The organism is Alphaproteobacteria bacterium (genome assembly GCA_041396705.1).
GTDB lineage: Bacteria > Pseudomonadota > Alphaproteobacteria > CALKHQ01 > CALKHQ01 > CALKHQ01.
The window spans coordinates 177,322-203,913 of record JAWKYB010000011.1; the positions used below are offsets into that span (position 1 = coordinate 177,322).

The 26,592-nt window shown below is 71.6% G+C and carries 23 protein-coding genes and 2 pseudogenes; 7 read left to right on the forward strand and 18 right to left on the reverse strand.

What is annotated here, in order from left to right:
* Positions 1-26: 26 nt before the first annotated feature.
* Both R3F55_16810 and R3F55_16815 read left to right on the forward strand, forming a co-directional pair.
* Positions 27-1,073 (forward strand): WD40 repeat domain-containing protein, encoded by a 1,047-nt coding sequence (locus tag R3F55_16810; GenBank protein MEZ5669067.1) that lies wholly within the window; start codon positions 27-29, stop codon positions 1,071-1,073.
* Positions 1,073-1,597, forward strand: coding sequence for a hypothetical protein (locus R3F55_16815; GenBank protein ID MEZ5669068.1), 525 nt, complete (start codon positions 1,073-1,075; stop codon positions 1,595-1,597). The genes R3F55_16810 and R3F55_16815 overlap by 1 nt, the downstream gene beginning before the upstream one ends.
* 31 nt (positions 1,598-1,628) lie before the next feature.
* Here R3F55_16815 and R3F55_16820 read toward each other — a convergent pair whose 3' ends face one another.
* The 8 genes and pseudogenes from R3F55_16820 to R3F55_16855 form a co-directional block, all read right to left on the reverse strand.
* Positions 1,629-2,624 carry an aldo/keto reductase gene (locus R3F55_16820; protein MEZ5669069.1) on the reverse strand — a complete coding sequence of 332 codons (996 nt, stop codon included), beginning with the start codon at positions 2,622-2,624 and terminating at the stop codon, positions 1,629-1,631.
* Between the two features lie 5 nt (positions 2,625-2,629).
* Positions 2,630-3,584 (reverse strand): annotated as a pseudogene (locus R3F55_16825) (Gfo/Idh/MocA family oxidoreductase).
* 19 nt (positions 3,585-3,603) lie between these two features.
* Positions 3,604-4,446 carry a class III extradiol dioxygenase subunit beta gene (locus tag R3F55_16830; GenBank protein ID MEZ5669070.1) on the reverse strand — a complete coding sequence of 281 codons (843 nt, stop codon included), beginning with the start codon at positions 4,444-4,446 and terminating at the stop codon, positions 3,604-3,606.
* Positions 4,439-4,834, reverse strand: coding sequence for a protocatechuate 4,5-dioxygenase subunit alpha (gene ligA, locus R3F55_16835; GenBank protein ID MEZ5669071.1), 396 nt, complete (start codon positions 4,832-4,834; stop codon positions 4,439-4,441). The genes R3F55_16830 and ligA overlap by 8 nt, the downstream gene beginning before the upstream one ends.
* Positions 4,834-5,742 (reverse strand): amidohydrolase family protein, encoded by a 909-nt coding sequence (locus tag R3F55_16840; protein MEZ5669072.1) that lies wholly within the window; start codon positions 5,740-5,742, stop codon positions 4,834-4,836. Before R3F55_16840 ends, ligA begins: the two co-directional genes overlap by 1 nt.
* 80 nt (positions 5,743-5,822) lie before the next feature.
* The gene (locus tag R3F55_16845) at positions 5,823-6,845 is read right to left on the reverse strand and encodes an amidohydrolase family protein (protein ID MEZ5669073.1); all 1,023 of its coding nucleotides are present in this window, start codon (positions 6,843-6,845) and stop codon (positions 5,823-5,825) included.
* A complete protein-coding gene (locus tag R3F55_16850) occupies positions 6,842-7,738 on the reverse strand; it encodes a DUF1932 domain-containing protein (GenBank protein MEZ5669074.1) in 897 nt (298 codons plus the stop codon). The genes R3F55_16845 and R3F55_16850 overlap by 4 nt, the downstream gene beginning before the upstream one ends.
* Positions 7,739-7,894: 156 nt before the next feature.
* On the reverse strand, positions 7,895-9,130 hold the full coding sequence (locus R3F55_16855) for a LysR family transcriptional regulator (protein MEZ5669075.1): 1,236 nt from the start codon (positions 9,128-9,130) through the stop codon (positions 7,895-7,897).
* Positions 9,131-9,267: 137 nt separating this feature from the next.
* On the opposite strand from R3F55_16855, the gene R3F55_16860 reads away from it, so the two are divergent.
* The 4 genes and pseudogenes from R3F55_16860 to R3F55_16875 all read left to right on the forward strand — a co-directional run bounded on the left by R3F55_16860 (position 9,268) and on the right by R3F55_16875 (position 13,302).
* Positions 9,268-9,942, forward strand: coding sequence for a 4-carboxy-4-hydroxy-2-oxoadipate aldolase/oxaloacetate decarboxylase (locus R3F55_16860; protein ID MEZ5669076.1), 675 nt, complete (start codon positions 9,268-9,270; stop codon positions 9,940-9,942).
* Entirely contained in the window at positions 9,935-11,014 is a 1,080-nt protein-coding gene (locus R3F55_16865) for a 4-oxalomesaconate tautomerase (GenBank protein ID MEZ5669077.1), read from the forward strand. The genes R3F55_16860 and R3F55_16865 overlap by 8 nt, the downstream gene beginning before the upstream one ends.
* Positions 11,015-11,134: 120 nt before the next feature.
* A complete protein-coding gene (locus R3F55_16870) occupies positions 11,135-12,157 on the forward strand; it encodes a LacI family DNA-binding transcriptional regulator (protein MEZ5669078.1) in 1,023 nt (340 codons plus the stop codon).
* Positions 12,158-12,279: 122 nt separating this feature from the next.
* Positions 12,280-13,302 (forward strand): annotated as a pseudogene (locus R3F55_16875) (methionine synthase).
* Here R3F55_16875 and R3F55_16880 read toward each other — a convergent pair.
* The 6 genes from R3F55_16880 to R3F55_16905 all read right to left on the reverse strand — a co-directional run bounded on the left by R3F55_16880 (position 13,265) and on the right by R3F55_16905 (position 22,363).
* The gene (locus R3F55_16880; GenBank protein MEZ5669079.1) at positions 13,265-14,551 is read right to left on the reverse strand and encodes an ABC transporter substrate binding protein; all 1,287 of its coding nucleotides are present in this window, start codon (positions 14,549-14,551) and stop codon (positions 13,265-13,267) included. The pseudogene R3F55_16875 and the gene R3F55_16880 sit on opposite strands and share 38 nt — an antisense overlap.
* Positions 14,552-14,561: 10 nt before the next feature.
* Complete coding sequence (locus R3F55_16885) at positions 14,562-16,961, reverse strand: MFS transporter (protein MEZ5669080.1); 2,400 nt, start codon at positions 16,959-16,961, stop codon at positions 14,562-14,564.
* A gap of 25 nt (positions 16,962-16,986) precedes the next feature.
* Positions 16,987-18,204: an ATP-grasp domain-containing protein gene (locus tag R3F55_16890; GenBank protein ID MEZ5669081.1), complete on the reverse strand. Its 1,218-nt coding sequence runs from the start codon at positions 18,202-18,204 to the stop codon at positions 16,987-16,989.
* Positions 18,205-18,403: 199 nt separating this feature from the next.
* Positions 18,404-18,604, reverse strand: a complete 201-nt coding sequence (locus tag R3F55_16895) for a hypothetical protein (protein MEZ5669082.1) — start codon at positions 18,602-18,604, stop codon at positions 18,404-18,406.
* A 4-nt stretch (positions 18,605-18,608) separates the two neighbouring features.
* Positions 18,609-20,333: a hydantoinase B/oxoprolinase family protein gene (locus R3F55_16900; GenBank protein ID MEZ5669083.1), complete on the reverse strand. Its 1,725-nt coding sequence runs from the start codon at positions 20,331-20,333 to the stop codon at positions 18,609-18,611.
* Positions 20,330-22,363, reverse strand: coding sequence for a hydantoinase/oxoprolinase family protein (locus R3F55_16905; GenBank protein ID MEZ5669084.1), 2,034 nt, complete (start codon positions 22,361-22,363; stop codon positions 20,330-20,332). Before R3F55_16905 ends, R3F55_16900 begins: the two co-directional genes overlap by 4 nt.
* A gap of 379 nt (positions 22,364-22,742) precedes the next feature.
* Here R3F55_16905 and R3F55_16910 point away from each other — a divergent pair, with 379 nt between their 5' ends.
* The gene (locus R3F55_16910) at positions 22,743-23,048 is read left to right on the forward strand and encodes a hypothetical protein (protein ID MEZ5669085.1); all 306 of its coding nucleotides are present in this window, start codon (positions 22,743-22,745) and stop codon (positions 23,046-23,048) included.
* 391 nt (positions 23,049-23,439) lie between these two features.
* Here the strand turns inward: R3F55_16910 and R3F55_16915 are convergent, their stop codons facing one another.
* From R3F55_16915 to R3F55_16930, 4 genes are read right to left on the reverse strand one after another with little or no spacing between them, the layout of a single operon-like run.
* Positions 23,440-24,222, reverse strand: coding sequence for an aldolase/citrate lyase family protein (locus R3F55_16915; GenBank protein MEZ5669086.1), 783 nt, complete (start codon positions 24,220-24,222; stop codon positions 23,440-23,442).
* A 26-nt stretch (positions 24,223-24,248) separates the two neighbouring features.
* Positions 24,249-24,962: an SDR family oxidoreductase gene (locus R3F55_16920; GenBank protein ID MEZ5669087.1), complete on the reverse strand. Its 714-nt coding sequence runs from the start codon at positions 24,960-24,962 to the stop codon at positions 24,249-24,251.
* The gene (locus R3F55_16925; GenBank protein MEZ5669088.1) at positions 24,959-25,828 is read right to left on the reverse strand and encodes a Rieske (2Fe-2S) protein; all 870 of its coding nucleotides are present in this window, start codon (positions 25,826-25,828) and stop codon (positions 24,959-24,961) included. Before R3F55_16925 ends, R3F55_16920 begins: the two co-directional genes overlap by 4 nt.
* A gap of 15 nt (positions 25,829-25,843) precedes the next feature.
* Positions 25,844-26,584, reverse strand: coding sequence for a sulfite exporter TauE/SafE family protein (locus R3F55_16930; protein MEZ5669089.1), 741 nt, complete (start codon positions 26,582-26,584; stop codon positions 25,844-25,846).
* Positions 26,585-26,592: the final 8 nt, after the last annotated feature.

Below are 26,592 nucleotides of genomic sequence, written 5' to 3' on the forward strand. Positions count from 1 at the left end.
ACATTGCGCGTGAACGCTGCCCGCCCATGAACACGCACCCGGTCCTGGAGCACGGTTGCGCCGCGTGGCTGCGTGCGGCCGTCCTGGCGCTGGCAATGGCGGCCTCGACACACGGGCGCGCGGCGCTGGCGCAGTCGCCGCCGGTGCTGGCCCCGTCTGCCACCGTCATCCTCGGCGAAGGCCCCTATCCGCTGCAGCAGCAGACCTATGCCCTGGCCGCGGACGTCGGGCGCGTCGCCACCATCGGCACCCGCGGCATTCTCCTGTGGGACGGCGGCGGACGGCTGTTGGCGGCACTCGAAGACGGCGGGAACCGCCGCTTCGAGTGGTACAGCGCCGTGGCGGCCAGTGCCGGCGGGCGCCATGTCGCCGTCGGACTGCGCGACGGACGGATTGCCCTGTGGGACAGGCCGTCCGCCGGTGCCGCCCCGCGGCTGCTGGAGGGTCACGGCGACCGTGTCACCGCCATCGCCTTTCTCGGCGACAGCGGCGTGATGACCAGCGGCGGCGGCGACGGCAGCCTCGTCTTCTGGGTGGACGGCAACCCGGCGCTGGCGTTGGCGGGGCACGACCATGCGGTCACCGCGCTGGCGCTCAGCGCCGACGGCCGCTGGCTCGCCAGCGGCGACGACGGCGGCACCGTGCTGGTCTGGGAAGCCGGCGCGCTGCGGTACCGGCTGCAGGCCCATGCGGAGGCGGTCTATGCGCTGGCGTTCAGCCCGGACGCGCGCTGGCTGGCCAGCGGCGGCCGCGATGCCCGGTTGCTGGCCTGGGACATGGCCGACGGCCGGGCGCTCGCGACGATCCACGACGGCGCCGGTGCGGCCCCGCTGGCGCGCAGCCCGGTCTATGCGGTTTCGGTGAGCCCCGACGGGGCCTGGCTCGCCTTCGGCGGCATGCGCGGCGAAATCGGGCTGTGGGAGGTGGCGACGGGTCGGGCGCGCGCGATCCTGCTCGGCCGTGACCAGAACGGCTATCCGATCGCGGCGCTCGGTTTCTCGAGCGACGGCACGGTGTTGTCGGCGGTGTCGGGCGAGGGCACGCTGCGGCAATGGCCGGTCGGGCGGTTCTGATGGGGTCGCGGCCGCTCGGTTGGGCCGTCGGCGCCCTGGTCGCCTTCGCCGCCGGCGACGGCCTTGGCCAGCAACCCGCGCTGGCTGGCGCCTGGACGTCGGTGAACGGCACCTCGATCCCGACCTACAGCATGACCACCGGCGAATGGATGGGCCAGCAGACCCAGATTGCCGGGCTGAACTATGTCTTCCTGCCCGATGGCAGCTACCGTGCGGTCTATGCCTCGCGCGCCGAAAGCCCCGCCGGCGGCGTCGTCTACTACGGCTGGGAGTCGGGCCAATATGCGCTGGCCGGCGACGTGCTGACGCTGCAGCCAGCCGTCGCGGTTCGCACGGACAATGCCGGGCGCAGTATCGACCCGCCGCCGCGCAGCTACGACGTCGGCTTCGACGGCCCCGACGCGCTGGTCCTGTTCGGCTGGTGCGCGGAATGGCAGTCGGATGCATGGTGCGCCGACGGTATCGGCGGCGGCTATCGCGCCGTCCGGTCGGAGCAGCGGTTCTACCGCACTGCGCTGGAGTGAGGCGCCGGTCCGCCCGCGCCGCCGCGACCGCTCAGCCGGCCGGCAGCTCCTCCGTGTCGATCTCGGGCTGCAACGTGGCGGAATAGCGGCCGCCGCTGACCGTGCGCGCGTTGATCATCGCCTCGAGCTCTGCCATTGCCGCCGGCGACAGGGCGACGTCGGCGGCGCCGAGGTCCTCCTCCAGATGCGCCACCGACGTGGTGCCCGGGATCGGCACGATGTGGTCGGCCTTGTGCAGCAGCCAGGCGATGGCCAGCTGGGCGCGGGTGCAGCCCAGTCGCGCCGCGCAGGCGCCGAAGCTGTCGAGCAGGCGCAGGTTGGCGGCGTAGTTCGGCTCCTGGAACCGCGGCATCGTGCGGCGGATGTCGCCGTCGGCGAACACCGGCGGGTCGGCGACGCCGCCGGCGAGGAAGCCGCGCGCCACCGGCGAGAAGGCGACGTAGGTCACGCCCAGCTCGGCGCAGGCGTCGAGCACCGCCACCTCGGCATTGCGGGTCCACAGCGAATATTCGGACTGCACGGCGGCGATCGGGTGCACCGCATGGGCCTTGCGCAGGGTGGCGGCCGAGACCTCGGACAGGCCGATGGTCTTGACCTTGCCTTCGCGCACCAGGTCGGCCAGCGCGCCGACGCAGTCGGCGATCGGCGTCTTCTTGTCCCAGCGGTGCAGGTAGTAGAGGTCGATGACGTCGGTGTTCAGCCGGCGCAGCGACTCCTCGCAGGTCCGCTTGATCCGCGCCGGGCTGCTGTCGATGGCGCGGGTGCGGTTGGGGCCGGACATGCCGCACTTGCTGGCCAGCACGATCTCGTGCCGGTGCGCGCCCAGCGCCTCGCCGACCAGCACCTCGTTGTCGCCGTGGCCGTAGATGGCGGCGGTATCGAAATGGGTGACGCCGAGGTCGAAGGCGCGGCGGATCAGCGCGCGCGCATCCTCCGGCGACGGCCCCGGGCCGTAGGCATGGCTGACGTTCATGCAGCCGAGCCCGATCTCGGCGACGTCGAAGGGGCCGAGCCTGCGCGTTTTCATCGTCGTCATCCCTGTGCGGCGAGTTGGCGCTCGATCGCGTCGAGCGTGCGGTAGCAAGGCATCACCTTGGCGACGCTGGCATTGGGCTCGCGCCCGTCGCGGATCGCGGCGAAGAACGCGCGGTCCTGCAGTTCGATGCCGTTCATCGAGACGTCGACGGCGGAGACGTCGATTTTCTCGTCCCTGCCGGTGTAGAGGTCGTCGTAACGGGCGAGCCAAGTGCCGCTGTCGCAGATGTAGCGGAAGAAGGTGCCGAACGGACCGTCGTTGTTGAAGCTCAGCGACAGGGTCAGGATCGCGCCGTCGGCGGCCTTGATCTGGATCGACATGTCCATGGCGATGCCCAGCTGCAGGATGCAGCGGCCCCTGGATGGCGTGGACCTGCACCGCCGGCTGGCCGGTCTGGTATTGGAACAGGTCGACCGTGTGGGCGGCGTGGTGCCACAGCAGGTGGTCGGTCCACGACCGCGGCTCGCCCTGGCGTTGGTGTTGCTGCGGCGGAAGAAATAGGTCTGCACGTCGTCCATCTGCTGGATGCGCGCCGCACCCGCGGGTCGCTGCGGCGCACCCACTGGTGCGACGGGTTGAACCGGCGGGTATGGCGGCGACCATGCAGACCAGCCCGGTCTCCCGCTGCGTCTGCAGCACCGCCTCGGCGTCGGCCAGGCTGTCGGCCAGCGGGATCTCCACCTGGACATGCTTGCCGGCCCGCATGCACTGGATCGCCTGGGCGGCGTGCTGCTGGGTCGGCGTGCACAGGATCGCCGCCTGCACGCCGGGCAGCGCCAGCGCGTCGACCAGCTCGGTGGTTGCGTGCGGGATGCCGTAGCGCTTCGCCACTTCCTGGGTCGGTTCCAGCCGCCGCCCGACCAGCGAGACCACCTCGATGCCGCCGATCGCGGCGATGCCGTCGAGGTGCTTCTGGCCGAAGGCGCCGCCGCCGGCGACTATGATGCGCATCCGCTGCTCCCGTCCCGGTTCAGGTGTGGTTCTTCAGGATCAGGTGGCCGACCGCCGTGTTCGATGCCGGCACATGGTAGAAGCGGTGCACCTCGTCGACGGCGTCGTCGAGCGCGCCGCGCATGATCAGCCACATCACCAGCTCGATTCCCTCCGAGCCCGCCTCGCGGACATAGTCGATATGCGGCATCCTCGACAACCCGGCCGGGTCGTGGATCAGGCGCTCGATGAAGTCGTGGTCGAACGCCTTGTTGATCAGGCCGGCGCGCGGGCCCTGCAGCTGGTGGCTCATGCCGCCGGTGCCCCAGACCTGGACGTTGAGGTCGTCGTCGTAGCGCTCGACCGCGCGGCGGATCGCCTTGCCCAGCGCATAGCAGCGCGCGCCCGACGGCGGCGGATACTGCACCACGTTGACCGCGAACGGGATCACCTTGCACGGCCACGCCCTGGGCTGGCCGAACATCAGCGACAGCGGCACGGTCAGACCGTGGTCGACGTCCATCCTGTTGATGATGGTCAGGTCGAAGTCGTCCTGGATCACCGATTGGGCGATGTGCCAGGCGAGGTCGGGGTGGCCGATCACCTCCGGCACCGGCCGCCGGCCCCAGCCTTCGTCGGCGGGCTGGAAGCGGTCGGCACAGCCGATGGCGAAGGTGGGGATCATCTCCAGGCTGAACGCGGTGGCGTGGTCGTTGTAGACCAGGAAGATCACGTCAGGCTGTTCCTCGGCGATCCAGCGCTTGGAGAAGTCGTAGCCGGCGAACACCTTGGCCCAGTAGGGCTCCTGCGCCTTGCCGTGGTCCAGCGCCGCGCCGATCGCCGGCACGTGGCTGGTGGTGACGCCCGCGGTGATCCTAGCCATGCGCCTTCTCCCCGACATAGCGGTTGCCTTCGGGGGAGCGGCCGCCGGCGATCATCATGTCGCGATACGCCTCCTCGGTCATGCCGGTCATCAGCGAGGCGGCGTACTGGAAGCTCTGGCCGTCGGTGGCGAAGATCTTGGCCAGGAAATAGACGTTGCCGCCCAGCGCGATCATCCGGTTGTAGTCGCGGTCCAGCACCGCCCGCTTCTGGTCCTCGGTCATCGGCCACTGGTCCAGATAGGCGCGCTCGTTCTCGCGGAAGGCGTCGCGGTTGGCCGCCTTCATCAGCGACATGCAGAACTGGTTGAGGTGGTAGCCCTTGCGCGCCATCTCCGCGTCGAAGATCGTCGTGCCGGGGACGTCCTTGTAGGGTTTGTCCAGCGCCATCAGGCCACCTCCTCCGGCCAGTACAGCCGCATCGGATTGTCGACCAGCAGCTTCTGCTGCAGTTCAGCCGTGGTCGCGATGCGCGGGATGAAGTCGACCAGCTGGCCGTCGTCGGGCATGTGCGACTTCAGGTTGGGGTGCGGCCAGTCGGTGCCCCAGATCACCCGGTCCGGGAAGGTCTCGACGATCCGCCGCGAGAACGGCACCACGTCGTCGTAGGTCGGCGGGCCCACCTTGGTCAGGCGCTCGGTGCCGCTGACCTTGGACCAGAAGTTGGGGTGGTCGGCCATCAGCCGCACGAAGGTCTCGAACTCGGGCCCGTCGGCCGGCTTGGAAACGTCGGGCCGGCCCATGTGGTCGACCACGACCGTGGTCGGCAGCGAGGTGAAGAACGCCTGGTGCTCCGGCAGTTCCTGGATCTCGAAGTAGATCACGATGTGCCAGCCCAGCCGGGCCACCCGCTCGGCGATGCCGGCGAGCGCGTCGTGGGGCAGGGCGTCGACCAGGCGCTTGACGAAGTTGAAGCGCACGCCGCGGACGCCGCCGTCGTGCAGCATCTGCAGCTCCTCGTCGCCGACGCCCGGCTTCAGTCCGGCGACGCCGCGGGCGCGGCCGTTCGAGGCGGCGATGCCGTCCAGCATCGCCCGGTTGTCGGCGCCGTGGCAGGTCGCCTGGACGATGACGTTGCGCGAGAAGCCGAGGAAGTCGCGCAGCGCGAACAGCTTGTCCTTGCCGGCGTCGCAGGGGGTGTATTTGCGCTCCGGCGCATAGGGGAACTCGGCGCCGGGCCCGAAGATGTGGCAGTGGGCGTCGACCGCCCCGGGCGGCGGGGTGAATCGCGGCTTCGACGGGTTCTGGCAGTAGACCAGCCAGCCGGGGTCCATCTGGAATGTCTGTTGTGTGGTCATTCGTCTCTCAAAGCAAAATCGGTCATGTCATCCCCGGGCTTGTCCCGGGGATGACGGCCATTGCTGGCAGGACGCGCGCATCACCGGCCCTGGGCCTTCAGGATGGCGTCGAGCCGCGGATAGACGCGCCGCGCATTCAACGCGAACACCTTGCGCTTGTCGGCCTCTGGGATGGCCAGCGCGTCGATGTAGCGGCGGGTGTCGTCGAAATGATGCCCGGTCTCCGGGTCGATGCCGCGCACGGCGCCGACCATCTCGGAGCCGAACAGGATGTTGTCGACCGCGATCACCCGGAACAGGAGGTCGATGCCGGGCTGGTGATAGACGCAGGTGTCGAAGAACACGTTGCGCATCACATGCTCCGGCAGCGGCGGGCGCTTCAGCATGTCGGCGAGCCCGCGATAGCGGCCCCAGTGATAGGGCACCGCGCCGCCGCCGTGCGGGATGACGAACCGCAGCGTCGGGAAGTCGCGGAACAGGTCGCCCTCGATGAACTGCATGAAGGCGGTGGTGTCGGCGTTGATGTAGTGGGCGCCGGTGGCGTGGAAGTTGGGGTTGCACGAGCTGGAGACGTGGATCATCGCCGGCACGTCGAGCTCGACCATAGCCTCGTAGAACGGGTACCAGTGCCGGTCGGTCAGCGGCGGCGCGGTCCAGTGGCCGCCGGACGGGTCCGGGTTCAGGTTGCAGCCGACGAAGCCGAGCTCCTCGACGCAGCGCCGCAGCTCGTCGACCGAGTTCGCCACCGGCACGCCGGGCGACTGCGGCAGCTGGCAGACGCCGATGAAGTTCTGCGGGAACAGGTCGACCACCCGCTTGATCAGGTCGTTGCAGGCGCGGGTCCAGTCGCGCGAGGTCGCCTCGTCGCCGACATGGTGGGCCATGGCCGACGCCCGCGGCGAGAAGATGGTCATGTCGGCGCCGCGTGCGCGCAGCAGCTTGAGCTGGTTGTTCTCGATGCTCTCGCGGATGGCGTCGTCGCCGATTTCCGCCGCCGCCGGCGGCGGCAGCGTAGGGTCGGCCAGCCGCGCGATCTGCGCGTCGCGATAAGCCTGCAGCGGCGGCGGCGCCGTCGTGTAGTGGCCGTGGCAGTCGATGATCATGCCTCTGGCGCCTCCTCCGCGTCCAGCGTCGCCAGGATCGCGTCCAGCATCCCGGTCAGGTCGGCCGCCTGCGCCGCGGTGCGGAAGCCGGCGGCCCAGTCCTGGCGCTCGGCGGCGCCGGCGCTCATGTGCGGGTCCAGCCCGGCATCGGCGACGGTGCGTGCCACCTCGCGCATCTCCTCCGCCCGCCGCGCGCCATGCACCAGCGAGCGGCCGATCATGTAGCGGGCGCGCTCCGGCCAGTCGTCCAGCGGGAACAGGTCGCGCAGCGACGCCAGCACCGTGTCGTCGACGCCGTAGCGGCGCGCCGCCAGCAGCCCCTCGGCCAGCAGCGCCTCGATCCCCTTGATCATCACGCTGCGGCACATCTTGGCCGCCGATGCCTTGCCGACCTCGGCATCGAACACCCTGGCGCCGGCAAAGCCGAGGTCGTGGGCGACCGGATAAAAGGCCGCGGCATGCGGCCCGCCGAGCAGGATCGCGGTGGCGATCCGCTGCGGCGCGATCGGCGACATCACCGCCGCCTCGACATAGCGGCCGCCGCCGTCCTCGATCGCGCGGGCGGCGCGCCGCTTCTCGGCCGGCGAGGCGGAGTTGAGGTCGAGGTAGAAGGTGCCGGCCGCGATCGCGGCGGCGGAGGCCTGCGCCGCGGCGACCGCCTGCGCCGCGGTGACCGCGCTGATCACGATGTCGGCGCCGCGCCCGGCGTCGGCCGCGTCGCCGGCCGGGCGCACGGCGCGCGCCGCCACTGCAGCCGACGGGCCGCTCGACGGATCGGCGAATTTCACATCCCAGGCCGCCAGCCGCACCGCGCCGCCGGCCGCGAGGTCGTCGGCCAGGGTCTGCCCGACCTCGCCGAAGCCGATCAGACTGATGTCGTGCCGGTTGGTCAAATCGTGGTCCGGTTGCCGTCCCCGGGCCCGCTGCGGCGGCCGGCCCGGCGTGCCGGCCGGCCGTCCATTCCAATGTCGTCGCACGCGGGCCGCGTTTCCTAGCTGCGAAGTGTCGGGAAACCGACCGGCTGCGGCCAGCGCCTTTTGCGCCGGCCGCTATAACCCTTCGCTATCGGGGGCCATCGTGCCCAGCCCGGTGGCGACATGGCCGGCGACACGCAGGGCCGCGACCAGCGCGGTCTGCAGCGGGGTCGGCACCCAGTCGCTGCGCAGCGTCAGGCCGATCGGCCGCTCGGTCTGCGGCAGGTCGAGCGGCAGCACGGTCAGCACGCCGAACCGGGTCTCGACCGCCACCTGGGCGCGCGACAGGATGGCCAGCCGGTCCGACCCCATCAGCACGCCGCGCAGCGCGACCAGCGAGCCGGTCTCGATCACGTTCGCCGGCGGCATGCGCCCGGCCAGCGCGAACATCTGCTCGAACCGCGCGCGCGCCGGCGTGTTCGGCCGTGGCGCCACCCACGGCCAGTCCAGCACGTCGGTCAGCGCCAGGGTGGCGCGGGCGGCCAGCGGGTGGTCCGGCCGCGCGATCACGCACAGCCGGTCGCTGAACAGCGGCTCCTGCACGATGTCGGCGGGCAGCGGCGGCTGGCGCAGCGCGCCGACGATCAGGTCCAGATCGCCGCGCCGCAGCGCCGCGATCAGCCCCTCATAGGCGCCCTCGACGATGGAGACGGCGACGTCGGGGAAGCGGGCGGTGACGGCGTTGACCGCGGCCGGCAGGATCTCGGTGCGGGCCAGCGGCAGGCAGCCGACCGCGACCCGGCCGGTGACGGTGCCGGCCAGCGCGGCGAGGTCGTGGCCGGCCGCCTCGATCTCGCCGAGCGCCAGGTTGGCCATGCGGGCCAGATCGCGGCCGGGCTGGGTCAGCACCAGGCCGTGGCTGAGCCGCTCGAACAGCGGCACGCCGACCACCCGCTCCAGATCGCGGGCGGCCCGGTGGACGCTGGGCTGGGCGAGACCGAGCTGGCGGGCGGCACTGGCGAAGCCCTCGGTGCTGCCGACCGCGACCAGCGCGCGCAGCTGCGCCATCGTCGCCAGCCGTTCCAGCGGGCGCGGCTGTCCGCCGCCGGCGGCCAGCCGGCGCCCGGCCAGGGCCAGATGCTGCAGCGCCCGCTCGACCCGCCGCTGCAGCACCTCGCCGGCCGCAGTCAGGTACATGCCGGTGCTGCGCCGGTGGAACAGCGGGGTGCCGAAGCGCCGTTCCAGCTGGGCGATCGCCTTGGTCACCGCCGGCTGCGACAGGTTCGCCGCCTCGGCCGCACGGTTGGCGGTGCCGAGCCGCGCGGTCAGGTCGAAGGCGAGCAGATGGCGCAGCGACGGCGGTCGATCCATGGCGCGGTTTCGGTCTTGCTCCGCAGGCGGGCGATAGCCAAAGTTTATACCCAATCGCATCCATGCCGCTTCGTCACAAGTGGCTATCCGCGCATGGTTGCGGGCCGATCTTCCGTGCGGCTGCTGGGCAGGCGATCATGAGCCATTGTGTCGTTCAGAATATCCGGCGCGCCGATGCGTCGGCGATCGCCGGCCTGGGCGAGGCCGGGGTGGCGACGGTGCACGAGGCCCAGGGCCGCACCGGCCTGATGCTCAGCTACATGCGGCCGATCTATGCCGGCGCACGCATCGCCGGCAGCGCGGTCACCGTGTCGGTGCCGCCGGCCGACAACTGGATGATCCACGTCGCGGTCGAGCAGTGCCAGCCCGGCGACATCATGGTGGTGGCGCCGACATCGCCCTGTGACGCCGGCTATTTCGGCGACCTGCTGGCCAACTCGCTGGCGGCGCGCGGCGTGCGCGGGCTGGTGATCGAGGCCGGGGTGCGCGACGTGCGCGAGCTGACCGCGATGGGCTTTCCGGTGTGGTCGCGCGCGATCTCGGCGCAGGGCACCGTCAAGGAGACGCTGGGCTCGGTCAACGTGCCGCTGGTCTGTGCCGGCGCCCTGGTCAACCCCGGCGACGTGATCGTCGCCGACGACGATGGCGTCTGCGTGGTGCCGTGCGACACCGCGGCGGACGCGCTGGCCAAGGCGCGGGCGCGCGAGGAGAAGGAGGCCGGCGTGCGCGCGCGCCTGGTCGCCGGCGAGCTCGGGCTCGACGTCTACGGCATGCGTGCGAAGCTGGCCGAGAAGGGCCTGAAATATGTCTGACCCGCGCGCCGCGGCGGGCGGCATCCGCTGCATGTGGATGCGCGGCGGCACCTCGAAGGGCGGCTATTTCCTGGCCGAGGATCTGCCGGCCGATACCGCCGCGCGCGACCGCTTGCTGATGCGGATCATGGGCACACCCGACCGGCGCCAGATCGACGGGCTCGGCGGCGCCGACCCGCTGACCTCGAAGATCGCCGTCGTGCGCAAGTCCGACCGGCCGGGCATCGACGTCGACTATCTGTTCCTGCAGGTCTTCGTCGACCGACCGATCGTCACCGACCAGCAGAACTGCGGCAACATCCTGGCCGGCATCGGCGGATTCGCCATCGAGCGCGGGCTGGTGGCCGGCCGCGACCCGGAGACGCCGGTCGCCATCTACATGGAGAACACCGCCCAGACCGCGGTGGCGCGGATCGCCACACCCGGCGGCTGGCCGACCTATGCCGGCGACGCCGCCATCGACGGCGTGCCGGGCACCGCCGCGCCGGTGCCGCTGGAGTTCCGCGACACCGCCGGCTCGACCTGCGGCGCGCTGCTGCCGACCGGCAACGCGGTCGACCGGATCGACGGGGTCGAGGCCACCCTGATCGACAACGGCATGCCCTGTGTCGTGATGCGTGCCGCCGACCTCGGCATCGACGGCGACGAGGACTGCGCCGCGCTGGAGGCGGACGCAGGGCTGCGGGCGCGGCTGGAGGCGATCAGGCTGGCCGCCGGGCCGCTGATGAACCTGGGCGACGTGGCCGACAAGTCGGTGCCGAAGATGACGCTGGTCTCCGCCGCACGCGCCGGCGGCGCGCTCAGCACCCGGTCGTTCATCCCGCACAAGTGCCACGACGCCATCGGCGTGTTCGCCGCGGTCAGCGTGGCCACGGCGGCCACGCTGACCGGCACGCCGGCGGCGTCGGTCGCCGCGCTGCCGCCGGGCCGCCGCAAGTCGCTGGACATCGAGCATCCGACCGGCCGGATGACCGTGATCGTCGATCTCGACGACAGCGGCGCGGTCGCCGGCGCCGCGCTGCTGCGCACCGCCCGCAAGCTGTTCGACGGCGTCGTCTTCGCCGACGGCTGACGGCGAACCGTACCCGCGCTTGACGCTGCGGGTCGCGCGATGCACGAAGGCCTCTGTGCCGGGCCGCCCGGACCCTGATCCCATGCGGCGGCCGGTTTGACAGGGAAGCAGGCGACGGCGGTGCGCAGGGCACGGGTTCGACTGAAGGACATTGCCGACCGCACCGGTTTTTCCATCAACACGGTGTCGCTGGCGCTGCGCGAGAGCCCGCGCATCCCGGCCGAGACCCGCAAGGTGATCCGCGCGGCGGCGGACAGCCTGAACTACCTGCCCAACCAGATCGCCAAATCGCTGGTCAAGCGCGAGACCCGCACCGTCGGCCTGGTGCTGACCAACATCCTGAACCCGACCCTGACCCAGACCGCACAGACGCTGGAGCGCATGCTGGCCGACCGCGGCTATTCCATCCTGTTCGCCACCTCGAACAACACGGTCGAGCAGGAGGACGCGGTCATCGACATGTTCCGCAGCCGCCAGGTCGACGGCATGCTGGTCTACCCGACCCGCCATTGCCGGCTCGACCGGGTCCGCGCCCTGCGCCAGGCCGGCTATCCGATCGTGCTGCTGGTCGCATTGCCCGACGCGGCCGGCGTCGACGCGGTCAGCGTCGACGACCGCAGCGGCGCCTACAAGGCGACCCGCCACCTGCTGGAGCTTGGCCATTCGCGCATCGGCTTCCTGGATTCGGCGCACCCGCTCGGCAACAACGAGAAGCGCGACGGCCATCTGCAGGCGCTCGCCGAGTTCGGCGTCGCGCGCGACGACGCGCTGATCTGCGACCCGAAGGGCCATGGCGCCGGCCAGGGATTCGACGCGATGTACCGGCTGATGGCCAGCGCCGAGCCGCCGACCGCGGTATTCGCGGCCAACGATTCGCTCGCCATCGGGGCGTTGCGCTGGTGCCAGAAGCACGGGCTGGACGTGCCCGCCGACCTGTCGGTGGTCGGTTTCGACAATATCGAGCTGGCGCAGTTCACCGCCGTGTCGCTGACCACCATCAACTATGCGGTCCAGCGGCTCAGCCGGATGGCGATCGACCGCCTGCTGGCGCTGATCGAGGCCGGCGACAGCCTGCCGCCGCCGCGGGTCACGCTGCTGGACCCCGAACTGGTGGTGCGCGAAAGCAGCGGGCCGCCGCGCTGACGTCGGCGTGCGGCGGTGCGGCTTGACCCGGCTCGTCCGCCGCGCCCAGGATCGGCGCGACCGGCACGCGGCGGGCGGCGGCGTCGGCGACCGCACAATGACACGCCCGGCCGGGAGGCCCCATGACCGCGACCCCGCTGTTCCCGACCACCGTCGCCGGCAGCCTGCCGAAGCCGTTCTGGCTGGCGGAGCCGGAGAAGCTGTGGCCGGCGTGGCGCCACCAGGGCGCGGCGCTGGAGGCGGCGCAGCGCGACGCGGTGCTGGTCTGGCTGAAGGAGCAGGAGGACGCCGGCATCGACGTCGCCTCGGAGGGCGAGCAGGGCCGCATCCACTTCGTCCACGGCTTCCTGCAGCACATCGACGGCATCGACTGGAACCTGAAGACGCCGATGGGCATCCGCAACAACCGCTACGTCGTCGACGTGCCGACGGTGACCGCGGCGGTGACGCGGCCGCGGCCGGTGCATGGGCGCGAGGCCGGCTTCCTGCGCGCCCACGCCCGCGGGCCGGTGAAGTTCACGCTGCCCGGGCCGATGACCATCTGCGACACCATCGCCGACGGCCACTACGGGCGGCGCGCCGACATGGCGATGGCGTTCGCGGCGCTGCTGAACCAGGAGGCGCGCGAGCTCGACGCGCTCGGCATCGACGTGATCCAGTTCGACGAGCCCGCCTTCAACGTGTTCGAGGCCGACGTGCTGGACTGGGGCATCGCCGCGCTGGAGCGCGCCGCCGAGGGCCTGAAGGCGCGGACGGCGGTGCACATCTGCTACGGCTACGGCATCGAGGCCAACATCAAGTGGAAGCAGACGCTGGGCGCCGAGTGGCGGCAGTACGAGGCGATCTTCCCGGCGCTGAACGCCAGCCGCATCGGCCAGGTCTCGCTGGAATGCGCCGGCAGCCACGTGCCGATGGCGCTGATCGGACTGCTGCCGGACAAGGAGGATCCTGGTCGGCGCCATCGACGTCGCCACCGACCGGGTCGAGACGGCGCAGGAGGTGGCCGCCACGCTCGGCGAGGCGGCCCGCCACGCCGACGCCGGCCGCATCCAGGCCTGCACCAACTGCGGCCTGGCGTTGCTGCCGCGCGACGTGGCCGTCGCCGCTTCAGGGCGCTCGGCGAAGGCGCGGCGCTGATGCGGAAAGGGACGGTACGGCTGACCGGGCCGCCCTCGCGGGGTCCCCGCGCCGAATGCCGGCGGCCGAGTTCGCTGGTCGCGACGCTGACGCCGTTGCTGCGCACCAGCACGCCGTCATTGTCGTAGACGGTGCTGGCGCTCTCGAAGAAGGTGAACGGCACCCGAAGCCGACCCTGCGGGCGCGCAGGAAGTTGATGGCGATGTCGGGCGGCGTGACGATGCTGACCGGCAGGTCGCCGGCGCGGGCGCGGCCCTGCAGCACGTCCACGCCGTAGATCGCGGCCAGGTGGGCGTTCGATTCGAAGCTGATCCCGATCGAGACCACGGCGCTGTCGCTGCCCTCGCGCACCACCTCCGGCGCGACGCTGAGCACGGGGGCGCGGTCGGAATGCCGGTTGATGGTCTGGATCTCGCGGAACACCGAGGTGCTGCCGGTGATCCAGAACGCGCTCGCGGTCAGCTCCGGGTCGGTCTGCTGCATGATCGCGACCGCGCCGGCAACCAGGCCGGCGAGCTCGGTGCGGGCGTTGGCCGGGTCCTCGACGGCGAGATACTGCACCTCGATCCCGAGCGCCTGGGCGAAGTCGGCGATCGGCTTGGCCTGGGTCTCGACCGCGCTGACGTTCTGCGCGTCGACCAGGATGCCGAAATTCTGCAGGTTCGGCATCAGGTCCAGCACATAGGCCATCTGCACCTCGACCGGCATGTTCAGCGAGGTGAAGGCGAAGTTGGTGCCGGTGCCGCGGTCGTAGCTGTCGACCTGGCCCAGCACCACCGGGTCCTTGGCACAGACGGTGACCACCGGGATCGCGCCGTCGCGGTAGCTGTCCCACAGCCACGCCGCGGCGTTGGAGCCCATGGCGAAGATCAGGTCGCTGCCCAGCTGGTCGGCCAGCGCCAGCGCCTGGCGGCCGCGGGCGTCGTCGTCGCCGTAGTTGACCACGGTGACCTCGGCATTGATGCCGCCGTCGTGCATGACCGCCAGGATCTTGCTTATCGCGATGGCATAGGCGGCCGAGGGCTTGGAATAGAGCACCAGCACCTGCTGGGCGTCGCTGCCGCCGGCCAGCGGCCGGATCTCCACCCGGTCCGCGTCGGCAACGGTGACGGTCCAGTCCGCCGCGACCGCGGCGTCATAGGCGAACCAGTCGCCGTCGGCCGCCGCGGCCGGCGCGGCCAGGGCGAATAGAGCGGCGCCCGCGGCGAGCGCGCCGAGTACGGTGCCGGCGGCCCGGCGCTGCCAGTGATCGGACATCGGTGGTCTCCTACTCCGTGGGAACGAGTGCGCCGTGCCCGGCCGTTCGGCGCGGGGCGGCGCGAAGGACGAACAGGACGGCGAACAGCGCTATGGCGCCGCCGATCCAGGCGATCAGTTCGGCCCGCTGACCGGCGACGATGAAGAGCTGGCCGACGATGATCGGACCGGCGACATGGCCGGCGCGCTCGAGGAAGCGGTAGCTGGCGGTGACGGTGCTGGCGCCGACCGCATGGCCGAGCGCGGATTCGGTCACGTGGGTCACCACCGGCGCGTTGATGAAGCCGTGGGCGATGCCGACCAGCGCGACGCCTGCCAGCAGCACGGCGGCCTCGGCAAGGCCGGCCGGGACGCCGGCGAGGTCGGTCACCCGGTCGACCGCGCCGACCAGGGCCAGGCCCAGGCCGCTGATCGCGGCGCCCCAGAACAGGATGCCGCGCGTGCTGCCCAGCCGGTCGGCGACGCGGGTCATCAGGCTGCTGGCGACGATCACGCCGGCGCCGTAGACCATGATGATCTGGCCGATGTCCTCCTGCGGGTAGCCGCGGGCGGACAGCAGCAGCGGCAGCGCGAAGATGACGACGCCGGTCAGCACCGCCTTGGCCGGCATGCCGATCAGCAGGATGGTCTTCAGGAACGCGGGGTCGCGCAGCACCCGCACCGCGTTGCGCCCGATCTCGGCCAGGTTGGCGGCCAGGGTGGCGGTGCGCTGGCGCGCGCGGGCGCAGCCGGGCACCACGGCAAAGGCGTAGACCGCGATCAGGCCGGCAATGCCGGCGGCGACCAGGAACACGTTCTGCGTGCCGACATAGGTCACCAGCAGCGAGCCGATCGCCATGCCGGCGATCATGCCGCCCTGGAAGCCGAACACGATGATGCCGGCGCCCTGGGTCTTGCGGCCGCTGGCGGCGGTCGCCAGGATGTAGGCCTGCACGCCGATGAACAGCATGCCCTGGCCGATGCCGGACAGCGCGCGGGCGGCGATCATCACGGCGATGTCCAGCGGCACCGCGAGCAGCGCCAGGCCGGCGGCAGCCAGCACCAGCCCCCACGCGATCAGCGGCTTCGGGCTGGCCTGCTGGGCGAAGTGCCCGGCCGGCACCAGCGTCAGCGCGAAGGCGAGGTAGAATGCCAGGAACGGCGCCGAGACCAGCGATTCCGGCAGGCCGGCCTCCGCGACCAGGCGCTGGAAGTGCTGCGGCAGGAAGGCATAGGTCAGGTGCTCGGCCAGCACGGCGAGGAAGAACAGCGGCTTGACGATGTCCAGCGCGGCCTCGCCTTGCGGCGACTGCGCGGCCGCACCGTCCGCGCCCGGGCGGCGCGGCAGCCGCAGCGAGCGGGCCAGTTGCATGAACACGCCGGAGAGCAGGGCGGAGGCGACGAACAGGGCGGCGAAGTTCTTCACGCTGCGCGCCACCGCGCGATAGACCACGCCCTCCGGCACCGAGACCAGCACGCTGATCGCGTGGTCCGCGCCGGCATCGGTCAGGTCGACCACATAGTCGTAGGTGCCGCTCCACGGCAGCCAGTCGTCGTCGGCCGCGTCCTGCTCGTGGACCCGCGGCTCGCCGTCGATGGCGATGCCGACGGCGCCGAGATCGGGATTGAGCTGAAGATACTCGCGGAACAGGCCGTCCAGCCCCTGCACCTCGTCGAGGCCGAGGTTGAAGCTGATCAGGCTCGACAGCCGCTCGCCCAGCGAGTCGGCGAGCGCGCGGGCCTTGGCCTGGGTGCCTTCGGCGTAGAGCCCGACCAGGGTGGCGATCACCGCCGCCGCCATGGCGGCGAAGACCGCGGCCAGGCCCAGCTGCAGCCACGGAAAGCGGGCGCCTGCGAAGCGGCGGGCCCCCAAAGCGGCAAAGGCCGCGAAGGCGGCCGAAAGCGTAAGCGATGCCCAAAGCAGCGGCCCGAACCCCTGTTGCAGCCGCGTGTCGATCGCCGCGCGTTGCATGGTCACCGCCAGGCTGCCCGCCTCTTCGAAGCGCGTGCGCAGCGGCAGCACCACCTGCAGCAGCGCGCCGTCGCCGTGGACCGCATAGTCGTCGGCGCCGCCACCCGCGACCGGCGGCAGCAGGGTCGTCTCCGGCGCCGTGCCGGCCGCGAACACGATCGCGCCGGCGGGGTCGTAGACCGTCATGGCGACGATCGACGGGTCGGTCTGGGTGAACGGATCGGCCTTGGTCGCGAAGCCGACGAACTGGTTCAGCGGCAGGCCGCGGCGCAGATAGCCGTCCAGCGACGTCTGCAGCACGCGGGCCTGCGCGGCCAGCTTGTCGAGGTAGTAGTGCTGGTAGGTGCGCTGCCCCTCGCCGAAGCCGATGTACATCAGCAGCATCAGCGAGACGGCAGCCACCAGGAACATGGCGACGGCATCGACCAGGCGCTGCCTGAGGCTTGTCGGGGCTGCCATCACCGCGTCGCCGCGCCGCCCGCCGTCAGCGGACCAGGGAGAGAAGGTGGTGGCCGGTGCCGCGGCGCTGGCCGAAGATCGTGTCGATGCGGTCGGCAAGCAGCGACAACACCAGGTCGTCATAGTCCATGCCGTGGCGCACCAGCCCGGCGCAGACCAGGTTGGTGCGGCCGTCGGCCGGGGCTTTCAGATCGGGCTTCGGGTTGGCCTCGAGCACGTGCAGGCGGCCGGCGGCGTCGGCGCGGATGTCGACGCGGACCAGCGTCTCCAGGCACATGTCGTTGAAGACGTCGCGGGCCAGCTGCTCCAGCTCCGCCACCAGTGCGCCGTCGACCGCGGGGTCGAGCACGCGCAGGCGCGCCTGCGTGATCGGGCAGACGTCCATCGAGGTGAAGATGTCCTCGTCCGGCCGCAGCACCCGCTCCAGGGCGGAGAAGGCGAAGGGCCGGTCGCGCCGCTCCAGCCGGCCGCCCTGGGCGGTGACCGGCCCGCAGACGGCGACGCAGAACTCGCGGCCGGGCAGGTATTCCTCGATCAGCACGTGGTTCTGGGTGATCTCGTGCACCGCGGCGACGCAGCCGGGCAGGTCGGCGATGTTGTCGATCTTGTGCACGTGCAGCGAGGCGCGGCCGGAAACCGGCTTGACGATGAACGGCCCGTCATACTCGCCGAACGCCTTGCGGAACTGGCGCGCCTCCGCCGGCACCAGCGGGCCGCGGCCCATGTGCCAGGTGGTGAAGCGCGCGGTCGGCAGGCCCAGCGCCATCAGCTCGCGCTTGAAGGCGTGCTTGTTGTCGAGCGTGGACGCGATCAGCGGGTCGTGGCCGACATAGGGCACGCCGCACAGCTCCAGCATGGCCGGCGCGTGGCAGACCGGGTCGTAGCCCTGGACGCCGCCGGTGTTGAGCCAGGCGAGGTCGGTGGCCTCGGCGCGCAGGCGCGCGCCCAGGTGCATGTCCTCCGGCAGCACCGCGACATCGCGGCAGCCGATCCGGCGCAGCGCGGCGGCGATGTCCTGCGCCACCGGCTCGTAGCTCTTCCACGAGCGCGTGTGTACCGTGGAGTGGATCACGGCGCCGTGGCTGGCGTTGCTGCCGGCATGGATCACGGCGAAACGGGCGCGCCTTGTCAGCGCGTCGAGCTGGCCTTCCAGGTCGTCGATGCGGCCGCTGCGCCGGGGCGTCGGAGCCGGATCGAACTTGGCGACGCCCGCGAGCGCCGCGCCGGTCGGTTGGATGTTCATGCCCTGCCGCGATCGATTGCTGGACGGATCGACGGACAGACTAGGCGGCAGTCATTAACCACGGCCTAATTGGCGGCGCGCCGCGGCATCCGCGAAGTATTGGCCAAGGACTGCGGCGAATGAAACGGCGGGCGCGCCAATGATGCTCGCACGACCGGCAGTCGCGGCGCATCGCCGTCCCCGCCGGCGCCGCGACCGGTCAGTCGCCGTCGGCGTCGCGCGGAAGCTTGAGCTGCGGCGCGCGGCCGGCGGCCCGCTCCGCGTGCCACTGGGCACACCAGTCGGAGCAGAATGGCGGCCCGTCGGGCGTCGGCCGCACGGCCTCGTCGTAGAGCAGCACGCCGCAATTGGCGCACTTCACATAGGCTTCGACGTAATAGCGCTTGTCGGCGAACCGCATCGTCCTAGTCCTTGCCCGGCGTCACGCCATAGTCGGCGGCCGCGTGCTCCGCCGAGATCCAGCCCTCGGCGAGGTCGTGCGCGACCGCGGCGCGGTCGCGGCCCTGCGGGTCGCCCCAGCCGCCGCCGCCGCCGGTGGTCAGCCACACGCGGTCGCCGGGGTTGATGGTCAGGCCGGCGAACTTGGACGGGCTGACCCGGCCCTCGCCGGCGACCACCGTGTGCCAGCCGTCCTCGCCCTTGCGCTGGATCACCAGCGAGGCCTTGCCGGCCGGCCGGCCGCCCCGCAGGCCCCACGGCGCGCGCTTGTGGCGGTCGCCCATGTGGCTGACGGTGATCGGCGCGTCGCGGCAGACGATCCGCTTGGTGACGCCGAGGCCGCCGCGATAGGTGCCGGCGCCGCCGCTGTCGGCGACCAGCGCCATCTCCTCGACCAGCCAGGGATAGCGCGCCTCGAACACCTCGGTCGGGATCATCCGGCAGTTGCCGTTGATGCAGTTGACCGCATTGTTGCCGTCGGCGAACGGCCGCCCGCCCCAGCCGGCCGACAGGAAGTCGTAGCAGACGTAGTAGTCGCCGCTGCGCGGGTCGGTGCCGCCGAACAGGAAGTTGCAGTGTGTGCCGGCGTCGGTGGCCGGCGCGCGGTCCGGCACCGCCTGGGCCAGCGCGCCGACGACGGTGTAGGCGATGCGCGGGTGGGTCTCGGTGTTGCCGCCGACCTCCGGCGCCGGAAAGTCGACGTTGACCACCGTGCCCGGCTCGGCCAGCACGCGGATCGGCCTGAAACAGCCGGAGTTCTTCGGGATCGACGGGTCGGTGACGTGCAGCACGGCATTGTAGCTGGCTGACCAGGTGACGCCGAGGGTGGCGTTGATCGCGCCGCGGGCCTGGCGGTCGGAGCCGGCGAAATCGACCACCAGCTCGTCGTCCATGACGTGGCAGGCGACGCGGATGAAATAGGGCCGGTCCTCGATGCCGTCGTCCTCCATGCAGTCCTCGAAGCGGTAGACGCCGTCGGGGATCGCGCGGATCTCGGCCCGCATCCGCTGTTCCGAGTAGTCAAGCAGGTCGGCCACCGTGCGCTCGAAGGTCTCGATGCCGTAGCGGCGGATCAGGTCGACCATCCGCGCCTCGCCCAGGTCGACCGATGCGATCAGCGCGCGATAGTCGCCGTAGTTCTCGCGCGGGGTGCGCACGTTGGCCAGCAGCAGGCGCCAGACGTCGTCGACGTCCTCGCCGCGGCGCTTGATCTTCACCGGCGGCACCCGCAGGCCCTCGTGGAAGATCTCGGTCGCCTCCGCGGCGAAGCCGCCGGGCACGCTGCCGCCGGTCTCCGAGACATGGCCGATCGCGACGGCATAGCCGACCAGCGTGCCGTCGACGAAGATCGGCTTGAACAGCGTGTGCTCCGGCGTGTGCAGGCCGCCGCGATAGGGGTCGTTGTGGATGATCACGTCGCCGGGGTCGATGCCGTCCAGCGCCAGCTCGCGCAGCGAGGTCTTGATCACCAGCGGCATGCCGCCGATCTGGGCCGGGCAGTAGTCGGCGACCGCGATCATGTCGCCGTTCGGCGCGGCGATGGCGCAGGTGAAGTCCAGCCCTTCGTTGAAGATGGTCGAGTAGGCGGTCTTCATCAGGGTGATGCCCATCTCGCGGCAGATCGCGACCATGGTCGAGTTGACCACGTTCATCGCGACCACGTCGCGGGCGGGCCGGCCGGTGGCGGTCATTGCGGGCCCTCCTTGAAGGCGAGGTGCAGGTTGCCGAAGCCGTCGACGCGGCAGCGCTGGTCGGCCGGCAGCACGGTGACCGAGGCGGCCTCCTCGATCAGCGCCGGGCCCTCGATCACATGGCCGGCGCGCAGGCCGGCGCGGTCGAAGACGGCGGTGTCGTGGGTGCCGTCGTGGAACGTCACCGGGCGGCGCCCGACCGGTTCGGCCGGGCCGGTCGCCGCCGCCAGGCTCGGCGCGGCCGGCTTTTCGGTGCGCCCGATCACGGTGACGACGAAGGTGGTGACCTCGATCAGCGAGCCGGGCATCGCAAAGCCGTAGCGGGCCTTGTGGCCGGCGTGGAACGCCTGCCACAGCGCGGCGGTGTCGCGCAGCCCGCCGGCCGGCAGCGGCACCTCCAGCTCGTAGTTCTGGCCGAAATAGCGCATGTCGACGGCGGCCTGGATTTCCAGCTCGCCGGCATGGCCCTGCTGGCGCAGCTCGGCGACGCCGTCGTCGATCAGTTCCTGCATCACCGCCTGGGCGGCAGCGGGGTCGAAGGCGGCCGACGTGGTCTGCACCGTACGGTGGCGGTCGACCCGGGCGTCGGCGGTGGTGAAGCCGTAGGCGGAGAACTGGCCCGGATGGTTCGGCACCAGCCCGTGGTCGATGCCGGCCTCTGCCATCAGCGCGCCGACGTGCAGCGGCCCGGCGCCGCCGAAGGCGCACAGCGTGAAGTCGCGCGGGTCGTGGCCGCGCTCCAGCAGCACGGCGCGCAGGGCGCCGACCATGTTGGTGTTGGCGATCTGCACGATGGCCAGCGCGCAGTTCTCGGGCGTGTAGCCGATCTTGGCCGCGACGCCGGCCACCGCGGTCCGCGCCCGCGCCGGGTCCAGCTTCATCGCGCCGCCCAGGAAGTTGCCGGGGTCGATCCGGCCCAGCAGCAGGTTGGCGTCGGTGACCGTCGGCAGGTCGCCGGTGCCGTAGCAGGCCGGGCCCGGGTCCGCGCCGGCGCTCTGCGGGCCGACCCGCAGCATGCCGCCCTTGTCGACCCAGGCGATCGAGCCGCCGCCGGCGCCGATGGTGCGGATGTCGATCATCGGCACCTGGATCGGCAGCCCCCACTCGATCTCGAACGACGTGGTGAAGCTCTGGTCGAAGCCGACGATGGTCGAGCAGTCGGTCGAGGTGCCGCCCATGTCGAGCGTCACCATGTTCGGCCGGTCGATCTGGCGGGCCAGCATCGCCGCGCCGATCACCCCGCCGCTGGGGCCGGAGACGGTCATGTGGATCGGCGCGCCGGCCGCCGCCTCCACCGTCATCTCGCCGCCGTTCGACTTGATCACCGAGATGCGGGCGTTGGGCGCCGCCTCGCGCACGCGGGCGCGCATGCGGCTTAGATAGGGCGCGACCTTCGGCTTGAGGTAGGCGTCGGCGATGGTGGTCGAGGCGCGCTCGTATTCCTTCCAGCGCGGCAGCACGTCGTACGAGATCGAGACCGGCACGCCGGGCAGTTCCTCGGCCAGGATCTCGGCCGTGCGCCGCTCGTGCGCCGGGTCGAGGAAGGAGAACAGGTAGCTGACCGCGACCGCCTGCACCGCGCCCTCTTCGCGCAGCCTGCGCGCCACCGCGCGCACCGCGTCTTCGTCCAGCGGGCTCACCTCGCGGCCGTCGCGGTCGATCCGCTCGGGGATGTCGTGGCAGTGGCGGCGGCTGACCAGCGGCTCCGGCTTGATCCAGGTGATGTCGTAGTGGTCGCGGCGGTTGCCGCGCTGGATGAACGGCGTGTCGCGGAACCCAGCGGTGGCCAGGAAGGCGATCTCTGCCCCCTTGCGCTCCAGGATCGCGTTGGTGGCGATGGTCGTGCCGAGCCGGATGGTCTCGATCGCCGCCGGGTCGGCCACCTGCCGCAGGCCGCGGATCAGCCCGTCGGTCGGGTCCTGCGGCGTGCTCGGCGTCTTCCAGGCTTCGACGGTGCCGCTGTCGCGGTCGTAGCAGACATAGTCGGTGAATGTGCCGCCGACATCGACGGCAATCAGGTATCGCGGCATACCGTACACGAGCTCCCCCTCGGACCGGCCGAGGATATGGGCGACCGCACGGCTTGGCAATCGATGCCGCGCGCCGACGTGTGGCGAAAAAAATATATGTGGCGGACCCCCTTGCGGCGCGACCTGCGCCGGGGCACATCTTCAGCCAACGACTGCCGCGGACGGGCGCAACCCCGGCTTGGCATCCCGTGCAGTCGGATTCGGCCCGATCGGCCGGCGCATTGCAGCCGGCTGCCAGGGGCCCTTTCTGAGGCAGACGAGTCCTGATCTTGGTGGCGCGCAGCGCGACGGAGATCGATCGGCCGTGCATCGCGTTGGGGGGATGCATGGCCGCGCGTGGGCCCACGCCCCGGACCCGTCCTTCCGGATACCGCACATCATGAAGTCTGTTGCCGTCGGGGGCGCCGTCGCCCGGCCCCGGCGCGGGGCCGTCCGCGCCTTCGCGGTCGTCGTGGCCCTTGCCGTGGCCACGTTGATCGTCGCCGAACTGCTGCTGGTGGACGCCGCGCTGGCCTGGAGTCTCGTCGGCATGTGGGAGCTGCCGGCGCTGGTCGCGGAGATCGTCGGCGCCGTCGGCGCCGCCGCCAGCCTGTGGGTCGGCTGGATCGTGTTCCGCGCGGCCCTGGCCTATGAGCGCGAGAATCTCGAACCGAGGCAGGCCGGTCGGGCCGACATTGTCACTTGACGGCGGGCCGCTGCGGAGTCAGCCTGCAGTTGACGGCGACTACGCATGCGCAACCCGCTGTCGATCCCGACAGCGACCGGTCCGCGCCCTCGGCGCCCGCAGCGGCGTACGCCGCCGTCCGTGTGGCAACTGACCAGGGAGGGTGCGTAACAGCATGGAACCACCGACCCATCGGTTCGGGCCTCGCCGCGATGCGGGGCCCACGGCCTGAGCGGACTCACGGCAGACGTCACGTGCGACCCGGCCGGGCCGGTCGACAATTCGGACGATTGAGCCGCCCGTCGCAGGACCGGCGGCAAGCATAGAGCAGAGAAGCACCCGGCGGCGCAGGCCAGCCGGCCCGGCCCCAGCGGTATCGCCCCTGGGGCCGGTTGCTCTCCGGGCCGGCGCGTCAGCCCCGATCCTGGGCGATGCGGGCCTGGCGCATTCGGGCGATGCCGTCGGCCAGCGCCGCCTGCAGCAGCCAGGCGTCGCCCGAATAGGCGATGAAGTCGAAGCCCTGCTCGATCAGTGCCAGCCCTTCCGCAGGCGTCGCGGCGATGCGGCCGAGCGCCCGGCGGTTGGTCAGCGCCGCCTCGACGATGCGCGCGGTCGCCTGGGCGAAGCGGGGATCGTCGAACGCGCCCGGAATGCCCATGCTGACGCTGAGGTCATAGTGCCCGATCCACAGCCCGTCGAGGCCGTCAAGAGCGGCGATTTCCTCGACCGCGTCCAGCCCGGCGACCGTTTCGATCTTGGCAAAATAGACCGTGCGGGCGTCGGCCGCCCGCAGCTTGTCCAGCACCGGTCCCGGCGCATAGCGGTCGTGGCCGACCTGCACCGAGACCGCGCGGGTGCCGCGCGGCGGATAGCGGGTGCGCGCCGCGGCGATACGGGCCTCGTCGACGCCGTCGACCATCGGCGACATCACCGCCTCGGCGCCGATGTCGAGACAGCGCGCGAGATCGTCCGGGTTCTTGCCGGGCATGCCGACGATGGCGGGCAGGGCGGCGGCTTCCAGCGCGCGCAGCAGCGTCTTGACGGTGTCGATGCCAAAACCGCTGTGCTCCATGTCGGCCAGCACGAAATCGCAGCCGGCGGCCTTCAGGATGTGGCCGATGCCCGGCGTGGCGAACTCGACCAGGAAGGTCCCGAACTTGGGCGCGCGGGTCCCGGTCAGCGCCTTGATCGTCATCGTCCCCTCCGGCGGCATGGCCCGGCTCAAGGCGCGCGGACCAGCCCGCCATCGAGCCGGAGGCACTGCCCGGTCAGATAGGCGCCGTCGTCCGACAGCAGGAACGAGACCAGGCCGCCGGCCTCGGCGGCGTGGCCGTAGCGGCCGAGCGGGATCTTCGCCCGCCGCTCCGCCTTTTCCGGCAGGCTGTCGATATAGCCGGGCAGCACCGTGTTGATGCGGATGCCGTGCCTGGCCTGGGTGTCGGCGTAGATCTTGGCGAAGTTGACCAGCGCGGCGCGCATGCAGGCCGAGGTGGCGAAGGTCTCCTCCGGCTCCGCGGCAGCGAAGGACGACATGATCACCACCGAGCCGCCGCCGGCCGCGACCAGCGCCGGCGTCGCCTTGCGGATCAGCCGGACCGCGCTGACGAACAGCAGGTCGTAGGCGCCCTGCCACTGGTCGTCGGTCAACTCCAGCAGCGTGCCCTTGGGCGCGTGGCCGGCATTGACCACGACGGCGTCGATGCGGCCGAAGCGCGCCTTCGCCCCGTCGACCAGCCGGTCGAGGTCTGTTTCCTCGGTCAGCGAGCCGGTGACGCCGAAGCCGCCGATCTCGTCCGCCAGCCGCTCGGCGCCGCCCGACGGCGACAGGGTCGCCACGTTCCAGCCGTCGGCGGCGAGCCGGCGGGCGATGGCCGCGCCGATGCCCTTGCCGGACGCGGTGACCAGCGCGGTCTTTGCGGTGGGTGTCGCGCTCATGCCGCCATCTCCTGCAGCCGGGTCCTGATCCAGTCGTGCAGCGGCGCCAGCCGTTGCGCCGTCGCGGCGTCCGCCGGGGCACCGGCCTCGGCGGCCTGCTGGCGCGCCTCCGCCGCGGCGGCGACGCGGTCGGCCCACGCCGACGCCCGCGCCATCACCGCGTCGGCGTCGGCGCCGAGGCCGTGCAGGTGCAGTTCGGTCTTGCGGAAGGTGCGGGGCACGACCTGCATCACTACCGTGCCGTCCGGTTCCGCCCACAGGCCGGTGGTCGGCCACAGCCAGGCGTAGCGGCCGCCGGCGCCCGGCGCCGGGCTGGCCGGGCCGTCGACCAGCACGTCGAGCACGGCTTTCCAGTTCGGGTTCAGCGCGCGCGTCTCGGCGCCGCAATGCGCCAGCCCGTCGAGCGGGATGTCGCCGGCCGCCGGCGCGTCGCCGCTGCGCGCATCCAGCCGCACGAAGACCAGCCCGCCGGCTTCCGCCTGCTGCAAGACTTCCAGCGGGTATCTGGCCAGGTCGCCGTCGTCGGGCGCCACCGGCTGCGGGGCGGAGACCAGCCGGCCGCGCGTGTCGTAGGTCCAGCCGTGGAAGCGGCAGCGGACCTGGGCGCAGCGGCCGCGGCCGTTGTCCAGCACCGGCATCTTCTGGTGCGAGCAGACGTTGCGGAAGCAGCGCACCGCGCCGTCGTCGCCGCGGATCGCGAACAGCGGCCAGCCGCCCAGGCCCAGCGCGGCATAGCTGCCTTCGCCGTCGAGGCTGGCGGCCGGCGCCACCACCTGCCAGCCGGTGCCGAAGATGGCCTTGCGTTCGGCCTGGAAGGTTATCGGGTCGGTATAGCTCTTCGCCTCCAGCAGCACCGCGTCGCCCATCCGTCGTCTATCCCCTCACCACAGCGCCTTGACCAGCAGCAGGCCGGCCGAGAGGGTGCAGATTGCCAGCACGCCGGTGCGGACGTAACCCTTGTCGACCAGCCTGGCGGCGAGGCCGGACACGGCGAAGCCGATCGCCATCGCCGGGATCAGCTTCACGCTCAGCGCCAGGTCGTGCCAATCGAAGGCGCCGAACGCGGCCAGCGCGGCGATCGACATCGCCGCGCCGACGGTGAAATAGGCGGCGATGGTGGCGCGCATCTGCGGCCCGGCGACGTTCTGGTACACGATCGCCATCGGCGGCGCGCCGACCGAGGTGATGGTGCCCATGAAGCCGGAGGCAGTGCCGGCGATGAACAGGTTGCGCTTGGAGGCCTCGACCCGCCAGCCGGACAGGCTGAGGCCCACGCCGGCCAGGATCATCAGCGCGAAGATGACCAGGAACTGCTCCGGCGGCAGCAGACCCACCACCAGGCCGGCCAGGAACGAGGCCGGAATACGCCCGGCCAGCGCCGAAGCGAGGTCGCCGTAACGGATCTGCGAGCGTTCGCGGATCGCCAGCAGCACGGCCAGGCCCAGCGCCAGCACCAGCAGCGGCCCCGGCACCATCACCGGGTCGATCACCGCCAGGATCGGCGCGGCGACGATGCCGAAGCCGACGCCGATCGAGCCCTGCACCAGCGCGGCAAGCGCGACCACCAGCGAGGCGAAGGCGAACGTCGTCCAGTCGGTAACCATCAGGTCGGCGAGGGTCACGCCGCGGC

Coding starts and splice junctions, on each gene's coding strand:
- ligA (MEZ5669071.1), bottom strand. CDS start 4,834: ATGGCGCTGGACAAACCCTACAAGGACGTCCCCGGCACGACGATCTTC.
- R3F55_16915 (MEZ5669086.1), bottom strand. CDS start 24,222: ATGACGATCAAGGCGCTGACCGGGACCCGCGCGCCCAAGTTCGGGACC.
- R3F55_16900 (MEZ5669083.1), bottom strand. CDS start 20,333: ATGACCGCCACCGGCCGGCCCGCCCGCGACGTGGTCGCGATGAACGTG.
- R3F55_16920 (MEZ5669087.1), bottom strand. CDS start 24,962: ATGAGCGCGACACCCACCGCAAAGACCGCGCTGGTCACCGCGTCCGGC.
- R3F55_16860 (MEZ5669076.1), top strand. CDS start 9,268: ATGAGCCATTGTGTCGTTCAGAATATCCGGCGCGCCGATGCGTCGGCG.
- R3F55_16810 (MEZ5669067.1), top strand. CDS start 27: ATGAACACGCACCCGGTCCTGGAGCACGGTTGCGCCGCGTGGCTGCGT.
- R3F55_16880 (MEZ5669079.1), bottom strand. CDS start 14,551: ATGTCCGATCACTGGCAGCGCCGGGCCGCCGGCACCGTACTCGGCGCG.
- R3F55_16855 (MEZ5669075.1), bottom strand. CDS start 9,130: ATGGATCGACCGCCGTCGCTGCGCCATCTGCTCGCCTTCGACCTGACC.
- R3F55_16840 (MEZ5669072.1), bottom strand. CDS start 5,742: ATGACCACACAACAGACATTCCAGATGGACCCCGGCTGGCTGGTCTAC.
- R3F55_16820 (MEZ5669069.1), bottom strand. CDS start 2,624: ATGAAAACGCGCAGGCTCGGCCCCTTCGACGTCGCCGAGATCGGGCTC.
- R3F55_16925 (MEZ5669088.1), bottom strand. CDS start 25,828: ATGGGCGACGCGGTGCTGCTGGAGGCGAAGAGCTATACCGACCCGATA.
- R3F55_16865 (MEZ5669077.1), top strand. CDS start 9,935: ATGTCTGACCCGCGCGCCGCGGCGGGCGGCATCCGCTGCATGTGGATG.
- R3F55_16845 (MEZ5669073.1), bottom strand. CDS start 6,845: ATGATCATCGACTGCCACGGCCACTACACGACGGCGCCGCCGCCGCTG.
- R3F55_16830 (MEZ5669070.1), bottom strand. CDS start 4,446: ATGGCTAGGATCACCGCGGGCGTCACCACCAGCCACGTGCCGGCGATC.
- R3F55_16885 (MEZ5669080.1), bottom strand. CDS start 16,961: ATGGCAGCCCCGACAAGCCTCAGGCAGCGCCTGGTCGATGCCGTCGCC.
- R3F55_16895 (MEZ5669082.1), bottom strand. CDS start 18,604: ATGCGGTTCGCCGACAAGCGCTATTACGTCGAAGCCTATGTGAAGTGC.
- R3F55_16910 (MEZ5669085.1), top strand. CDS start 22,743: ATGAAGTCTGTTGCCGTCGGGGGCGCCGTCGCCCGGCCCCGGCGCGGG.
- R3F55_16815 (MEZ5669068.1), top strand. CDS start 1,073: ATGGGGTCGCGGCCGCTCGGTTGGGCCGTCGGCGCCCTGGTCGCCTTC.
- R3F55_16905 (MEZ5669084.1), bottom strand. CDS start 22,363: ATGCCGCGATACCTGATTGCCGTCGATGTCGGCGGCACATTCACCGAC.
- R3F55_16890 (MEZ5669081.1), bottom strand. CDS start 18,204: ATGAACATCCAACCGACCGGCGCGGCGCTCGCGGGCGTCGCCAAGTTC.